Source organism: Fictibacillus macauensis ZFHKF-1, from assembly GCF_000269865.1.
GTDB lineage: Bacteria > Bacillota > Bacilli > Bacillales > Fictibacillaceae > Fictibacillus_C > Fictibacillus_C macauensis.
The window spans coordinates 243,702-258,914 of the sequence record NZ_AKKV01000026.1; the positions used below are offsets into that span (position 1 = coordinate 243,702).

The 15,213-nt window shown below is 42.6% G+C and carries 14 protein-coding genes and 1 riboswitch; of the genes, 2 read left to right on the forward strand and 12 right to left on the reverse strand.

Annotation, left to right across the window (positions count from 1 at the left end; all coding sequences use genetic code 11):
- Positions 1–54: 54 nt before the first annotated feature.
- Positions 55–244, reverse strand: a riboswitch (Lysine riboswitch).
- A gap of 75 nt (positions 245–319) precedes the next feature.
- The 8 genes from uvrC to A374_RS11755 all read right to left on the reverse strand — a co-directional run bounded on the left by uvrC (position 320) and on the right by A374_RS11755 (position 8,326).
- Entirely contained in the window at positions 320–2,095 is a 1,776-nt protein-coding gene (gene uvrC, locus A374_RS11720) for an excinuclease ABC subunit UvrC (protein ID WP_007202424.1), read from the reverse strand.
- A gap of 120 nt (positions 2,096–2,215) precedes the next feature.
- Positions 2,216–2,527 carry a thioredoxin gene (trxA, locus tag A374_RS11725; protein ID WP_007202425.1) on the reverse strand — a complete coding sequence of 104 codons (312 nt, stop codon included), beginning with the start codon at positions 2,525–2,527 and terminating at the stop codon, positions 2,216–2,218.
- A gap of 94 nt (positions 2,528–2,621) precedes the next feature.
- Positions 2,622–3,212 (reverse strand): histidine phosphatase family protein, encoded by a 591-nt coding sequence (locus tag A374_RS11730; RefSeq protein WP_007202426.1) that lies wholly within the window; start codon positions 3,210–3,212, stop codon positions 2,622–2,624.
- Positions 3,213–3,275: 63 nt separating this feature from the next.
- Positions 3,276–4,253 (reverse strand): electron transfer flavoprotein subunit alpha/FixB family protein, encoded by a 978-nt coding sequence (locus A374_RS11735; protein WP_007202427.1) that lies wholly within the window; start codon positions 4,251–4,253, stop codon positions 3,276–3,278.
- 15 nt (positions 4,254–4,268) lie between these two features.
- Positions 4,269–5,039 (reverse strand): electron transfer flavoprotein subunit beta/FixA family protein, encoded by a 771-nt coding sequence (locus tag A374_RS11740; RefSeq protein WP_007202428.1) that lies wholly within the window; start codon positions 5,037–5,039, stop codon positions 4,269–4,271.
- 23 nt (positions 5,040–5,062) lie between these two features.
- Positions 5,063–5,833, reverse strand: coding sequence for an enoyl-CoA hydratase (locus A374_RS11745; RefSeq protein WP_007202429.1), 771 nt, complete (start codon positions 5,831–5,833; stop codon positions 5,063–5,065).
- Between the two features lie 42 nt (positions 5,834–5,875).
- Positions 5,876–6,472 (reverse strand): fatty acid metabolism transcriptional regulator FadR, encoded by a 597-nt coding sequence (fadR, locus tag A374_RS11750; RefSeq protein ID WP_007202430.1) that lies wholly within the window; start codon positions 6,470–6,472, stop codon positions 5,876–5,878.
- 168 nt (positions 6,473–6,640) lie between these two features.
- A complete protein-coding gene (locus A374_RS11755; RefSeq protein ID WP_007202431.1) occupies positions 6,641–8,326 on the reverse strand; it encodes a long-chain-fatty-acid--CoA ligase in 1,686 nt (561 codons plus the stop codon).
- Between the two features lie 239 nt (positions 8,327–8,565).
- Between A374_RS11755 and A374_RS20920 the strand changes: the two genes are divergently transcribed.
- Positions 8,566–8,703, forward strand: coding sequence for a DUF6254 family protein (locus A374_RS20920; RefSeq protein ID WP_169314000.1), 138 nt, complete (start codon positions 8,566–8,568; stop codon positions 8,701–8,703).
- Between the two features lie 268 nt (positions 8,704–8,971).
- Here A374_RS20920 and A374_RS11760 read toward each other — a convergent pair whose 3' ends face one another.
- The 4 genes from A374_RS11760 to zapA all read right to left on the reverse strand — a co-directional run bounded on the left by A374_RS11760 (position 8,972) and on the right by zapA (position 13,967).
- Positions 8,972–11,335 carry an endonuclease MutS2 gene (locus A374_RS11760; protein ID WP_007202432.1) on the reverse strand — a complete coding sequence of 788 codons (2,364 nt, stop codon included), beginning with the start codon at positions 11,333–11,335 and terminating at the stop codon, positions 8,972–8,974.
- Positions 11,336–11,365: 30 nt separating this feature from the next.
- On the reverse strand, positions 11,366–13,084 hold the full coding sequence (gene polX / locus A374_RS11765) for a DNA polymerase/3'-5' exonuclease PolX (protein WP_007202433.1): 1,719 nt from the start codon (positions 13,082–13,084) through the stop codon (positions 11,366–11,368).
- Positions 13,085–13,168: 84 nt separating this feature from the next.
- Entirely contained in the window at positions 13,169–13,702 is a 534-nt protein-coding gene (locus tag A374_RS11770; RefSeq protein ID WP_007202434.1) for a CvpA family protein, read from the reverse strand.
- 4 nt (positions 13,703–13,706) lie between these two features.
- Positions 13,707–13,967 (reverse strand): cell division protein ZapA, encoded by a 261-nt coding sequence (gene zapA / locus A374_RS11775; protein ID WP_007202435.1) that lies wholly within the window; start codon positions 13,965–13,967, stop codon positions 13,707–13,709.
- 149 nt (positions 13,968–14,116) lie between these two features.
- Here zapA and rnhC point away from each other — a divergent pair, with 149 nt between their 5' ends.
- Positions 14,117–15,067: a ribonuclease HIII gene (gene rnhC, locus A374_RS11780; protein ID WP_007202436.1), complete on the forward strand. Its 951-nt coding sequence runs from the start codon at positions 14,117–14,119 to the stop codon at positions 15,065–15,067.
- The last annotated feature ends 146 nt before the right edge of the window (positions 15,068–15,213 follow it).

Here is a 15,213-nt window from a genome sequence, read left to right on the forward strand (position 1 = left end):
AACCTTATTGCTGCTCTATTCATCCGCAACAGTAAGCCAGCTCGTTTTCCCCTCATGTGAGATAGTTCTCCACGTCTTCCCCGGGCAAGAATGACGTGACAGCTCTGCATTTCTTCAATGCAGGTCCAGCAAGAAGCGTTAGGAGGCGCTCATTACTTCGGCAAAAATCCCCTTTTCTTCATCATCCTTAAAGCTCCTACTTTTCAGATGAAGTACTCTTGGTTTTTGCTCCTCTACCATCACTTCAAAACTGAAGTATGGCATGTCTATAAAATTTGTTATTAGTCTATCAAGGTCTTATTAAAAAAGCAATGATTTTTTATTCTTCTGATGAAAAAGTCCTATAAAGTTGCTCGGCAACGTTTTGAGGCATCCCTGCTTCTTGGAAATCTTCGACAGAAGCTTCTTTTATTTTTTTAATCGAACCGAACGCTTTTAATAGCTGCTTTTTTCGCTTGTCGCCAACGCCAGGAATGTGATCTAAACTAGAAGAAAACATCCCCTTATCGCGCACTTGACGATGAAACGAAAGCGCAAAGCGATGCACTTCATCTTGAATGCGTTGGAGTAAATAAAACTCTTGAGAGTTACGAGGCAGCGCAACAGCCACCGGTGGTTCGCCTAACAAAAGCTGAGACGTTCGATGCTTGTCATCTTTTGCTAAACCGGCAACAGGGATCATGAGATTTAATTCGTTTTCTAACACATCTTTCGCTGCGGCCATGTGGCCTTTCCCACCATCGACAATAATTAAGTCAGGTAACTGTAATTGTTCTTTTAATAACCGCGCGTAACGCCTTCTGACCACTTCTTTCATAGAAGCATAGTCATCAGGGCCGACAACGCTTTTTATTTTATATTTACGATATTCTTTTTTGTTAGGTTTTCCATCTTCAAATACAATCATAGCGGAAACAGGATTCGTACCATGAATATTGGAGTTATCAAATGCTTCAATCCGTTTAGGTGTCGGAATTCCTAATTGCTCTCCTAGTTGCTCAATGGCTTTGATCGTTCGTTCTTCATCTCGCTCGATGAGAGCAAATTTCTCCTGCAGCGCAAGCTCTGCGTTTTTCCTTGCTAAATCAACAAATTCTCTTTTTTGTCCCCGCTTGGGCTGGAGCACTTTAGCAGCCAGCAATTGCGAAACGAGCTCCACATCGACTTCAACAGGAACTAATATTTCTTTTGGCAGTGGATGATTTTTTTGCAAATAAAATTGACCGATAAAGGATAGGAAATCTTCTGCCGCATCGCCGTAAAAAGGAAACAGTGATACGTCTCGTTCAATTAGCTTTCCTTGACGAATAAAAAAGACTTGTACACACATCCATCCTTTATCATAGTGAAAACCAAACACATCTTTATCCGTGAGATCAGCCGTCATCATTTTTTGTTTTTGCATCACCGCATCAATATGATGAATTTGATCACGTAGTTCTTTCGCACGCTCAAAATTCAAAGCCTCTGAAGCTGCGAACATTTTTTCTGTGAGCTCTTCTTTTACTTCAGGAAAGCCACCATTTAAGAAAGAGATGATTTCATTGACCATCTTTTGATTTTCCTCTTTTGACACATCGTAGACACAGGGACCGAGACATTGTCCCATATGATAATACAAACACACCTTATTAGGCATATGATCGCACTTGCGAAGGGGATAGAGGCGATCGAGTAGCTTTTTCGTTTCTTGGGCGGCGTACGCATTCACAAACGGTCCGAAGTACTTACCCTTATCTTTACGAATTTTTCGTGTGTAGAGAAGCCGTGGGTGCTCCTCTGCTGTAATTTTTAAATACGGATAGGTTTTGTCGTCCTTTAACATGACGTTATATTTCGGATCATATTTTTTAATGAGATTCATTTCTAATAGCAACGCTTCGAGCTCCGAGCTTGTAATAATATATTCAAAATCACGAATATCAGCAACGAGCCGCTGCGTTTTGCCATCGTGCGAACCTGTAAAATAGGAGCGCACGCGATTTTTTAAAACTTTCGCTTTTCCCACATAAATAACTTTATTGTACGCATCTTTCATTAAATAACAGCCAGGTTGATCGGGCAGTATCGCTAATTTCTCGCGAATCGTATCCATCGTGTCGCCCCTTTCATCCATTTTCTTTTCTCTATCATAGCAAACAGTCAAGGCTAGGTGCTACTTATTCGCCATGAAAAAAAAGCCCGGTGACGCATCACCGGGCTTCTTCACACGTGCTTATTTATGTTTGTTAAGAAGTTGTGTAAGTGCTTCTTTCGGTTGGAAACCTACTACTTGGTCCACTACTTCACCGTCTTTGAAAACGATGAGTGTAGGGATGCTCATTACGCCGAACTTTCCAGCTACTTCTTGGTTTTCATCTACATCTAGTTTTACTACTTTCACGTCTTGATCTTCACTAGCGATTTCTTCAAGAACTGGTGCGATCATTTTACAAGGTCCACACCAAGGTGCCCAAAAGTCTGCTAGTACGAGTCCTTCAGAAGTTTCTGTTTTAAACGTTTGATCGGTTGCATTTACGATTGCCATAAATGTATGCCTCCTTATATATGCTGTATTAGCAGTATATCATCATTTCGACATTCCTACTATGAGTTTGCTCATGCTTATCGTATCCATTTTCTTAAATTTTTACTACATCCGTTAAATGAGCGCCACAATTGTAGAGTGAACAATGCCAGCGCTTCTGTTCATACACTAATAATGATACGGCTGTATTGTGCAACCACTGGGGCTCTAGTTGTTGTTTCAGTAAGAAAGCATGCAGTATCTTATTAATAAAGGCGCCGTGTGACACAGCAATAATGTTTTTTCCTTCATAACGAGCAGCCACGTCATCTAAAAAGGCGTGTGCTCTTTTTAAAATAAGGGCATCTGGCTCTTGTCCTAAGTCTAGCGATCTCCATGCATCGCCCCAGCGTTCTTTGCGCTCTGCCTCGTTCGTCCCTTCTAACCTACCAAAATACACTTCACGAATGCGCGGCTCAAGCGTAACGGGTACGCGCAGTTTTTCTGCAATCATCATTGCGGTTTCTTGTGCGCGCGCTAAATCACTCGTGTAAATCGCATCCCATGTGTTTTCACTTAAGCGCTTACCAAGCACTTCTGCTTGTTTACGCCCCTGTTCATTGAGAGGAATATCCCGTGCGCCTTGTAATCTTTTTTGAATGTTCCAATCTGTGCAGCCATGTCTGACAATTGCAATCGTCGTCACGTGTTCTCCCACCTTTTACGTGCAATGGAAAAAAGGCTAGCTTATGCTAGCCTTTCTTATACCTTATGATTTCACTAAAACATTCTTAAACTCTTCCGTCAAGAGTGGAACGACATCAAAAAGGTCACCAACGATGCCATAATCAGCAACAGAGAAAATACTAGCTTCTGGATCTTTATTGATTGCAACAATCACTTTAGAATTGGACATACCGGCTAAATGTTGGATCGCTCCAGAAATACCACATGCGATATAAAGGTCTGGAGTAACGACTTTACCTGTTTGCCCAATTTGTAGGGAGTAATCACAATAATCTGCGTCACACGCCCCACGAGAAGCACCGACAGCAGCGCCTAGCACGTCGGCTAGCTCTTGAAGCGGTTTAAAGCCGTCTGTTGACTTCACGCCACGACCACCCGCTACAATAATTTTTGCTTCTGAAAGATCCACACCTGTAGACGCTTTACGTACAACATCTTTAATAATAGTGCGCAAATCTTTTACATCTACAGAAAGTGTAGACACATCTCCTGAACGGCTTTCATCGAGTTCAAGTGGTGGAATGTTATTCGGACGAATCGTTACGAAAATAAGTCCATCCTGAATGACTTTTTTCTCAAATGCTTTTCCTGAATAAATAGGACGAGTAAAGATGACTTCTTCCCCAACCTTCTCCAGTGAAGTGACATCTGAAATAAGACCAGACTCAAGGCGTGCTGCCAAGCGAGGAGACATATCTTTACCTAGCGCTGTATGGCCAAGCACAAGACCTTCTGGCTTCTCTTGATCAATGACTTGTAGCAATGCTTGCACGTAACCATCTGTCGAATACTCGTTTAATAGCGCATGCTCTGCTAAAACGACGCGATCCGCTCCATAATGAAGAAGTGTTTGCCCATGATTGCTCATGCCTTCTCCACAAAGTACAGCAACAATTTCGCCACCAGCAGCAATTTCTTTTGCAGCAGCAATGGCTTCATACGATACGTTTCTTAGCTCTCCATCACGAACTTCTCCAAGTACTAGCACTTTTTTAGACATAGATGCCATCCTCCCTTATATCACTTTTGCTTCTGAGCGTAGTAATGAAACTAATTCTTTTACTTGATCGTTCAATTCTCCACTTAAAATCTTGCCTGCTTCTTTTTTCGCTGGTAAGTAAACTTCAATGGTTTTTGTTTTCGCTTCCACATCATCTTCATCAATATCAAGATCGTCAAGCTCTAACGTTTCAAGCGGCTTTTTCTTTGCTTTCATAATGCCTGGTAGGGATGGATAACGCGGTTCGTTCAATCCTTGTTGTGCTGTCACGAGTAGCGGTAGTGACGTTTCAATTTTCTCAACGTCTCCTTCTACATCGCGCTCAATTTTAACGTCAGTGCCGTTAATTTCAAGCTTTGTAATCGTCGTTACTTGCGGAATATCAAGTAGTTCAGCAAGACGTGGGCCGACTTGGCCTGTTCCGTTATCAATCGCTACATTTCCACCGAGAATAAGATCAAATTCTTGTTCTTTAAAGTACGTAGCAAGAATGGCAGCTGTCGTAAATTGATCGCTATGATCTAGCTCTTCTGCATCAATCAGAACCGCTTTATCTGCTCCCATCGCAAGCGCTGTACGCAATTCTTTTTCAGACTCTTCTGTTCCTACTGTCACAACGGTCACTTCGCCACCATGTGTGTCGCGTAGGGTAATGGCCTCTTCAATGGCATATTCATCGTACGGGTTAATGATGTATTCCGCGCTATCGTGTGCAATAGCGCCATTTGCGATGCTGATTTTTTCCTCTGTATCAAAGGTACGCTTTAAAATCACAAATAAATTCATGCTATTTCCCTCCAATTAAATAATTACTGTTTGAAATGTGGTTTACGCTTTTCAATAAAAGCGGTAACGCCTTCTTGGCCATCTTCGGACATAAATACTTTTCCGAAGTACTCTGACTCTTTTTTCTGCCCTTCCCCTATTTGACCGCGAGCAGCATAGTGCAGAAGATCCAGCGTGTAGCGAATGGATTGCGCACTTTTTTGCGTTGCTTTATGGGCCAACTCATACGCTTTTGTAAAGAGCTCACTTTCTGGGTAAGCAGCTGTTGCTAGTCCCCATTTCACCGCTTCTACGCCGGAAATGGGTTCACTCGTTACGAGCATTTCTAGCGCTTTCGCATTGCCAACATAGCGCGGCAAGCGCTGTGTACCAGCAAAACCTGGAATAAGTCCAAGCTGCAGCTCAGGCAAGCCAAGCTTTGCTTCTTCTGACACGAGACGAATGTGACACGCCATCGCAAGCTCTAGTCCTCCGCCAAGCGCTGCGCCATGAATGGCAGCAATGATCAGCTTCGGAAACTTCTCGATGCGGTCAAACACTTCTTGACCGAACGCGCCTAATTTTGCAAAGTCAGCTTCCGTCGTAATCGTCGTAAATTCTTTAATGTCGGCGCCGGCCGAAAAAAATCGTCCTTCGCCTTTTAAAACAATGACTTTGATAGCGCTATCATTTTCGAGTGTCGTTAACACATCGGATAGCTCCCTAATCAAGCCAGATGATAAGGCGTTCGCTGGTGGACGATTCAGTAAAATCGTCGCAATCGAGTTTTCTTTTTGTATCTGTAAAAAACCCATCTCTCTCACTCCTTAACAACGCTATACTTGCTTGCGGACGTTTTAAGAAACGTCCGCATTGTTACTTAATCCATTGACAAGCATTTGGTGGACAGGCTGTGCTAGCTTCGGTAAATTGTAGCGATGATCATTCATCACCCAGTTCGTTGCTGTCTCGTCAATCGTTCCAAAGATCATTTGCCGAGCTAAGCGCGTATCCATGTGTTGGTTAAAAACGCCTTCGTTCATGCCTTCTTGTAAAATGATATCAATGAGCACTAAATATCGCTTTAACACTTCACCAATCTTTGCGCGTAACGCTCGATTTGTTTGGCGAAGCTCTAACTGGGTAACGATCGATAATTCATGATCGTCGTCTAATAAGCGAAAATGCATATCAATCAGTGTACTAAGCTTTTCGATCGCTGACGACTTCTCCCTAAGCTCTTCTCCTGTCCGTTCGATAAAGGATCCCATTTTTTCATTAAAAACGGAAACGAGCAAGTCTTCTTTATTTTTGAAATAAAGATAGATAGTTCCGTCTGCTACCGATGCTTGCTTTGCGATTTTCGACACTTGTGATTGATGATATCCGTGCATCGCAATCACACTTACCGCTGCATCAATAATTTTGTCATACTTTGGGCCTTTACGTTTCACACTAATTCTCCTCACTTCAAAACACTGCTTCAAAAAATGAATGAATGTTCATTCATAATCTAATTGTAAAACATGTCGTTTTTTTCTGTCAATTGTATTATTTCGTTTTTAGAGAAAAAAAACAAGAGCCTTTGTACAAAAAAGGCTCTACAATAAAGAAAAACGTTGTTATACCTCTTGTTTTTGCTTTTCTTTTTCCTCTTCTAAAAGCGCTCGACGCAAAATTTTACCGACCATCGTTTTCGGTAATTCTTCACGAAATTCATACAAACGAGGTACTTTATACGCCGCTAAATGTTTCCGACAGTACGTATTGAGCGCTTCTTCTGTGACCGTTGCGCCGCTTTTTACTACGATATAGGCCTTCACCGTTTCGCCCCGATACGGATCTGGCACACCTAGCACAACCGCCTCTTGAATTGCTTCATGTTCATACAATACTTCTTCTACATCGCGCGGATAAATGTTAAAGCCGCCCGCAATGATCATGTCTTTTTTACGATCGACAATATAAAAATAACCTTCTTCATCCATATACCCCATATCACCGGTCATCAGCCAGCCATCTTGCATAACTGCCGCCGTTTCCTCGGGTTGATTCCAATAGCCTTTCATGACTTGCGGCCCTTTAACGAGCAGTTCTCCTACTTCACCGGGAGCGACGAATTCTCCGCGCTCGGACGAATAAATACCCGCTTCTGTATCAGGCCACGGAATGCCAATTGAACCTTTGACTTGTTTGCCATGAATGAGATTGGCGTGTGTAACAGGCGACGTTTCCGTCATGCCATATCCTTCAACGAGACTTCCTGAAATAATGCTTTGGAACTTCTGCTGCACTTCAGACGGAAGCGAGGCAGAGCCACTAATACAGGCCTGAATGGATGAAAGGTCGTACCGAGATACGTCTTTATGATTCAATAAGGCAATGTACATTGTCGGTGCCCCTGGAAAGAGCGTTGGTCGTTTTTTATGGATGGTTTCTAGCACTTCTTTCGCTTCGAATTTCGGTAAAATGACGAGTGTAGAGCATGTCATAATGCCTTGATTCATACAAACCGTCATGCCGTACACGTGAAAAAATGGCAAGGCCGCTAAAACGATGTCATCGCCCGGTCCATCACGATGCGTCCATAATAAACATTGCTTTGCATTAATTACAAGATTGGCGTGAGTCAGCATAACCCCTTTAGCGGCTCCCGTCGTTCCTCCTGTATATTGCAGCAATGCTAAATCTTCCATCGGATCGACGGAAACGCTTACATCTTCATCCGAGCTTTTTGAGACCATTTTTTTAAACGCGTGCACGTACGGTCCATACGTCAGATCAACGATGATATGCGGCTTTTGCTTTTTTTGCACAAATGGATATACTACGTTTTTCGGAAATGGTAAATAATCTTGAATACCGGTTACGATGAGATGACGTAAACTCGTCATTTCTTTCACTGCGGCCACGCGTGCAAACACTTTATCTAAACAAACGATAAAGGTAGCGCCACTATCTGCTAACTGGTGACTTAACTCACGTTCTGTATAGAGTGGGTTCGTCTGTACGACAACACCGCCTGCCATTAAGGCACCATAATACGCAATGACCGATTGTGGTGAATTCGGCAGCATAATTGCTACGCGATCACCTTTTTGTAACCCTAACTGCAGCAAACCGTTCGCAAACGATTTACATTGTGAATAAAGCGAGGCATACGAAATATCTTTGCCTAAAAAATGGAGCGCCGTATGGTTCGGGCGCAACGCCGCAGCCTCTTTTAAATACGTAAATAAAGGTTTCACTTCATACTCAGCATGACTAGGAATCTCAGGTGGATAATGGTTCAGCCATCTTCTTTCCACAGCTAACTCCTCCTTATTTCACGCCTTTCTTTAAAACTCTCTCATCACCATTATAATGAACTTCACCGTAAATTAACATATTTTTTTAAAAATTTAAAAACATACAGTCGTCTCTCAACGGCTATGTCCTGTGGAGGATTGCGAGAAATGATTGCCTTTTTTGCCATGAAAGCAACATCCTAAAAAAAATAAATTTCCCTTTCATGACCCATACTAGTAGGAAAGGAGGCGGTTTTTAGATGGCACATTCACAAGCGAGAAGAAATGGCGCACAGCGCACCCGCAAGGAAACGCAACGTCAACATGGAAAAGTAAAATCATTAGAAGAAATCGCTAATGAGCTTACGCCAAGTAATCCATCCTCTCGTAATCGCTAGCTAGAAGCTTCTCTTTTTACTGAAAAAAAAAGATTCTCATCCACTGTGTGATGAGAATCTTTTTTGTACTTAACTCGCAAAAAACACCATATAAACAATTCCAATAACGATAAAAAGCCCACTGCATACGAACAGCACTTTCCATAAAGTATCCACTATCCCCACTGCTACTAACTTAGACGAATGAACATCATCCGATGTAGGTGCTTTCGTTAGTAGCAGCCGTTTCAACTCCTTTACGCTTAGCACCGTGACGGTTTGATTTGCCTTACTTTAAAATGGCAACGGTCATACCGCTACCGCCTTCATTCGCTGCACCCATGCGCGTTGATTTTACATTTGGATGCGTTTTTAACAGCTGTTGCACACCAGAGCGCAACGCCCCCGTTCCTTTTCCATGAATAATGGATACTTGAGCAAAACCAGCCAACATGGCTTCATCTAAATATTTATCAACTTCAAGCATCGCGTCTTCATATCGTTTGCCTCTAAGATCAAGCTCTGGAGAGACATGGTCGTCTGATCCTTGCACTTTAACAAATGCGCGTGGTTCTTGCTTCTTCTCTTTTGGTTGCTTCAATAATTCTAAATCATTGCGTGAAACGTTCATTTTTAAAATACCAATTTGTACCGAATATTCTTGGTTGCTTACTTTGGCAATAATGTGGCCTTTTTGACCGAAGCTTAGCACTTTTACTTCGTCACCCGGCTCAAAATCGACGGCTTTCGGTTTTGGTGCGCCTTGTTTTTTCTTTTTAGTACGAAGCGTAGGTGTCGCTTCGTCTAGTTTTTTACGCGCCTCAATTAAGCGGTGTTCTTTTACATTGCCCGCCTCTTGTTGGAAGGTACGAAGCTCTTTAATGACGTCTTCAGCCGTTTTCTTAGCTGCTGCTACTGCTTCTTCTGCCTTACGCTCAGCTTGTTCTAACAGCCCATCGCGTTCTGCCTCTAATTGCTCTAATTTCTGCTGTAGATCTTGCTTTAGCTTTTCGGCATCTTGACGAAGAGCGATTGCTTCTTCTCGTTCAAATTCAGCACGCTTTTGGTTATCTTCTAACGAGCGAATCATATTATCAATTTTGTTATCTTCAGCACTAATTTGTGCTTTCGCTTCATCAATAATGCGAACATCCAAACCGAGACGACGTGAGATTTCAAAGGCGTTACTTCGACCTGGTACACCAATTAATAGCTTATACGTTGGACGAAGCGTTTCAACGTTAAACTCAACGCTAGCATTCATAACACCTTCGCGATTGTAGGCGTACGCTTTTAGTTCACTATAGTGTGTAGTGGCCACTACACGTGCACCGCGGGCAAACACGTAGTCTAGGATCGAAATGGCCAGCGCCGCCCCTTCTTGAGGATCGGTACCTGCACCGAGCTCATCAAATAAGACGAGACTTTTATAATTGACCGTTTTTAAAATATCAACAATGTTCACCATGTGGGAGGAGAACGTACTTAACGATTGTTCAATCGATTGTTCATCACCAATATCCGCATAAATGGTCTCAAATACAGTCATCTCAGATTGTTCTTCAGCAGGAATTTGCAACCCTGATTGCGCCATCAATGACAGTAGACCAATTGTTTTTAAAGTAACGGTTTTCCCCCCGGTATTAGGACCGGTTATAATGAGGGATTGAAATGCCCCACCAAGCGTTGCATCAATCGGCACGACTGCTTCTGCATCAATAAGCGGATGACGTGCTTTTATAATGCTCATAGATTGCTGATCGTTCATGATTGGCTTCGTTGCTTTGAGCTCTCGACTGTAAAAGGCTTTCGCAAAGATAAAATCAATTTGTGCTAACACGGCAACATTATGCAACAGCGGCTCAGCATGCTCTCCAACAACACCTGAAAGCTCACGTAAAATCTTTTCGATTTCACGTGTTTCTTTCGCCTTTGCCTCTTTTAATTGATTGTTAATCGTAATAATCGCTTGTGGTTCAATAAATAACGTTGCCCCTGAAGACGATTGATCATGAACCATGCCGCCAAAATTCGCACGATATTCTTGTTTAACAGGCAGCACGAAACGATCGTTACGAATCGTAATAATCGTATCGGATAGCATCTTTTGGTAGCTTGATGAGCGAACCATGCTTTCTAATTTCTCGCGAACACGCGCTTCAAACGTGCGAAGCTGACCGCGAATAGTACGCAGTTCAGGACTAGCACTATCCATAACGTGGCCATTGTCGTCAATGCACGCTTTAATAGCTGCTTCTAATTCCTGAAGCGGATCGATTTCTTCAACGCGTGCGGCTAGTAAAGGAAGCTCAATGCCGTCCTCTACCATGCCTTCCACAAATCGTTTAAAGCGGCGACCACCATGAATGGTCGTTGCACTATCCACTAATTCTTCAGCAAATAACATGCCACCAATGGCAGCGCGTTTTACACTCGCTCGAATATCACGAATGCCTCCGAGTGGCGCCTGTCCTTTGAGACGAAGTACTTTAACCCCTTCATCTGTATCGTCTTGCCATCGTTTTACTTCTGCAAAATCAGTCGATGGCTTAAGCCCTTCTGCTACTTGCTTTCCTAGCGATGAGCTTGCATAATTTTTCACTTGCTCTACAATTTTCGTAAACTCTAAAACGCGAAGAACACGTTCTTGCAAAATTGGTTCCCCCTCTAGTCTTGTTAGTCTCTATTTGTGATCATTTCGTTGTAAAAAAGCTTGCAGGTCTGATAATGACATAGCGTTTAATACGTGCTTTGCTTGGACATATCCTTTTTTAGCAACAGCGACGCCAATCTCCATATGTTGAAGATTATCCTTCACGTGAGCATCCGTATTGATCGTTAACATCACGCCTTTTTCATGCGCTTTTTTTAACCATTGCGGCGCTAAATCAAGCCGACTTGGATGGGCGTTTAGCTCTAAAGCCGTATTACTTTCTGCTGCGAGATCAATCAATAAATCAACGTCTACATCGTAGCCAGGACGCCTGCCAATGACTCGGCCCGTCGGATGCGCAATAATATCGACATGATGGCTTTTTAAGGCGGTCGTTAAGCGCTTCATGATTGTTTCGCGGTCTTGACTAAACGCTGAATGAATCGAGGCAATAACAAGATCCATTTCTCCTAAAAATTCATCATCGAAATCAAGCGTTCCGTCAGGTAAAATGTCCATTTCCACTCCAGCTAAAATTTTAAAATCATCATAGGTTGCGTTCAGTTCATCAATTTCTTTACGCTGCTTACGCAAGCGCTCTTTCGTTAAGCCGTTCGCAACTCTTAAAAACTGAGAATGATCCGTAATCGCCATATATTCATAGCCTTGTTTACGAGCAGCCTCGGCCATATCAGAAAGTGTGTCGGCTCCATCACTCCACGTGGAGTGCATATGAAGATCACCCTTAATATCGCTTCGCTCAATAAGCGCAACCGGCTGTTGAAAGACAATAAGCTCGTCCTCCCCTTCACGCACTTCAGGCGGGATGTATTGTAATCCAAAGTGCTCATAAAAGGCCGTTTCGGTTTCAAATGTTAGCACTTCGCCCGTTTCCACTTGTTCTACACCATATTCACTAATTTTCTCTTTCTTTTCTTTAGCAAGCTGTCTCATTTTAACATTATGCGCCATTGATCCGGTAAAATGATGAAGCGCCGTCGCATATTGCGCTTCTGAAACGAGCCGAAAATCAACAGAAACCGTATAATCATAGGCTAACTCTAGGGAAACTTTCGTGTCTCCCTGCGCGATAATCCCCGAGACGTTTTCTAGTTGCAACAGCTGTTCTTTTACGCGCTCTGCATGAGAAACCGCAATAATAAAGTCTAGGTCTTTTACCGTTTCACGAGCGCGGCGCAAACTGCCTGCTCTACTATAGCGAATAATTCCTTCCATTTTCGCTAATGCCTGTTCAATCTTCTCAGCAATTGGCAACATAAAAGCGATCGGCAAACGCTCAGGACGCTTTCCTAAATCGGTAAGAGCCGCTAAAATTTTTTCTTCAGTTTTGGCACCAAATCCCGCTAATCCTCTTACTTTTTCCTCTTCGCATGCCTTTTTTAAACTCTCAACATCGGTCACACCAAGTTCTTGATACAGCTTGGCAATCTTTTTGCCGCCTAAGCCTGAAACGTCAAGAAGAGCGATTAAGCCTGCTGGCAACGTTTCCTTCAATTCTTCTAGCAGTGAGGATTTCCCTGTTTCTACGAGTTCTGTAATGACCGTTGCGGTGCCTTTGCCAATTCCTTTTAACTCAGCAGGATCATGAATTTGCTCCATGCTGCGGTCATCTGTTTCAAGCGCTTGTGCTGCACGGCGATAGGCTGCTGTTTTGAATGTATTTTCACCTTTTATTTCTAAATAAACAGCGATCGTTTCTAGTACAGATACAACTTCTTTTTTATTCATTGTAGGTGCGCCTCCTTTAAAAATGGAACATTGACGGTAAAAAAACTTCTCTATAAGAGAAGTTTTCTAGACAACGAGAGAGCGTTACTTTCGTTTGCTCCACAACTCTTTCACCTTATCAGAAAAAACCGGCGTATTTTGCACGATTGCTTTCCCGACAGATGACTTTTCATACGTATCATGAACACCACCTGAAGGTATAAGCGAAGCGACAAATAGCAATAAGAACACAATTAAATAAACTTCAATAAAGCCTAGCACGCCACCAAGCCAGCGATTAATCGTGCGCAGAATCGGTAACTCGGCTAAGAAATTCAACATCGAACCAATGATGTGTAACACGATTTTCGTCGCAATAAACAATAACAGAAACGCAATTGCATTATAATAAACATCCTCAATCGGCATGTTATTAATGACATTTGATAATGAACTTTCATCTGAAATAGGATAGGGAATCCATAGTTTTAAATGAGGCGCTAAGTCCCTAAAATATAAATAGGCAACAACGTAGGCCGCTATAAAGCCAACGAGATGCACTGCTTGCATAATAAGCCCTCGTCGTAATCCAATTAAAAAGCCACCTACTAATAAAATAATGATAACAAGATTTAGCATGTATCTAATCCTCTTTCCTAATCTGCAGTTGCAATTTTTCCAGCTCTTCTTTAGTCTTTAAGTAATCGTTCATAATGTTCACCGCCGTTAAAACAGCTAGCTGTTTCGTATCCAACACCGCATTATATTGTTGGAAGTCGCGCATTTTTTCATCTACCATAGCAGCGACCGAACGAACGTGGCTGGAAGTTTCTGTTCCGATGATAGTGTATTTTTGACCGAATATTTCTACTGTGGTCCTTGATTTAGCAATCTCTTCCGCCACGAAATGACCTCCAATCTCAAATTTCGACCCGTTGCGAAAAGGTATATCTCTACTCGTATATCTTACCAGAAAGCGCACGGTTATGAAAATATTTGTTATAATTCACACGTTTAACTTCTTCTTAAATTATCGTAAAGGAACGTGAAAATATGTCAAACTCTGTCATTACAGTGTCTACTAAAGAAATCGAAGCCATGAAAGCTGCTTACGCTCCACATTTGCAAGCAAATCAGCCACCAGGAAGTATTTTTATGGCGAAACCACCAGGTTGTACAATTACCGCCTATAAATCTGGGAAAGTGCTATTTCAAGGCGCCAACGCTAGCGAAGAAAGTGGACGTTGGTCTGTCTCTGCTAGCCACACTTCTTCCACCGCAAAACCGAAGGCTACGAAAAAAGCACACGCTTATGCGCCACCGTCATCGATCGGTTCACTTTCCATCATTGGGAGTGATGAAGTCGGAACGGGCGACTATTTTGGGCCTATTACGGTCGTTGCTTCCTATGTATCTGCCAGTCAACTAGCACTCGTTAAAGAGCTTGGTGTCAAAGATTCCAAATTTCTAAAAGATGATCAAATCGTTGCCATTGCAAAAGATTTAATTCATATCGTACCGTATAGCCTGCTCATTCTTTCCAATCAAAAATACAACGAGCTGCAAAGCAAAGGAATGAGCCAAGGGAAAATGAAAGCGATGCTGCACAATCAAGCGCTGCAAAACATGTTAAAAAAAGTTCCGACCAATGATGTAGATGGCATTTTAATTGATCAATTTTGTGAGCCTGGCGTCTACTATAACTATTTATCTAAAGCAAAAAACGTCGTTAATGAGGGCGTTTATTTTGCCACAAAGGGAGAGTCTCTTCACCTCTCTGTTGCCGCTTCCTCTATTATTGCTCGCTACGCTTTTATTAAAGAAATGGATAAGATTAGCGCTGCGACCGGTCAAGAAATTCCAAAAGGAGCTGGCAGAAAAGTGGACGTACGCGCAGCTGAGCTCATTCGTAAACACGGACTTGATTATTTATATCCTATCGCAAAAATGCATTTCGCAAACACAGAAAAAGCAAAAAACTTAGCTGCAGGTCATTTACGCTAAGCACCTCACACAAAAACAGAACGGATTTCCTCTTTTTTGGGGCGCATTCAGGCTCGTGAGTGCGAATAGGCTGGGACGGCGCGCGAATTGGATGATCCTGCGTGTTGTGAATGAACCGAGTCTGCGCGGTAACAGGATGATCCTGC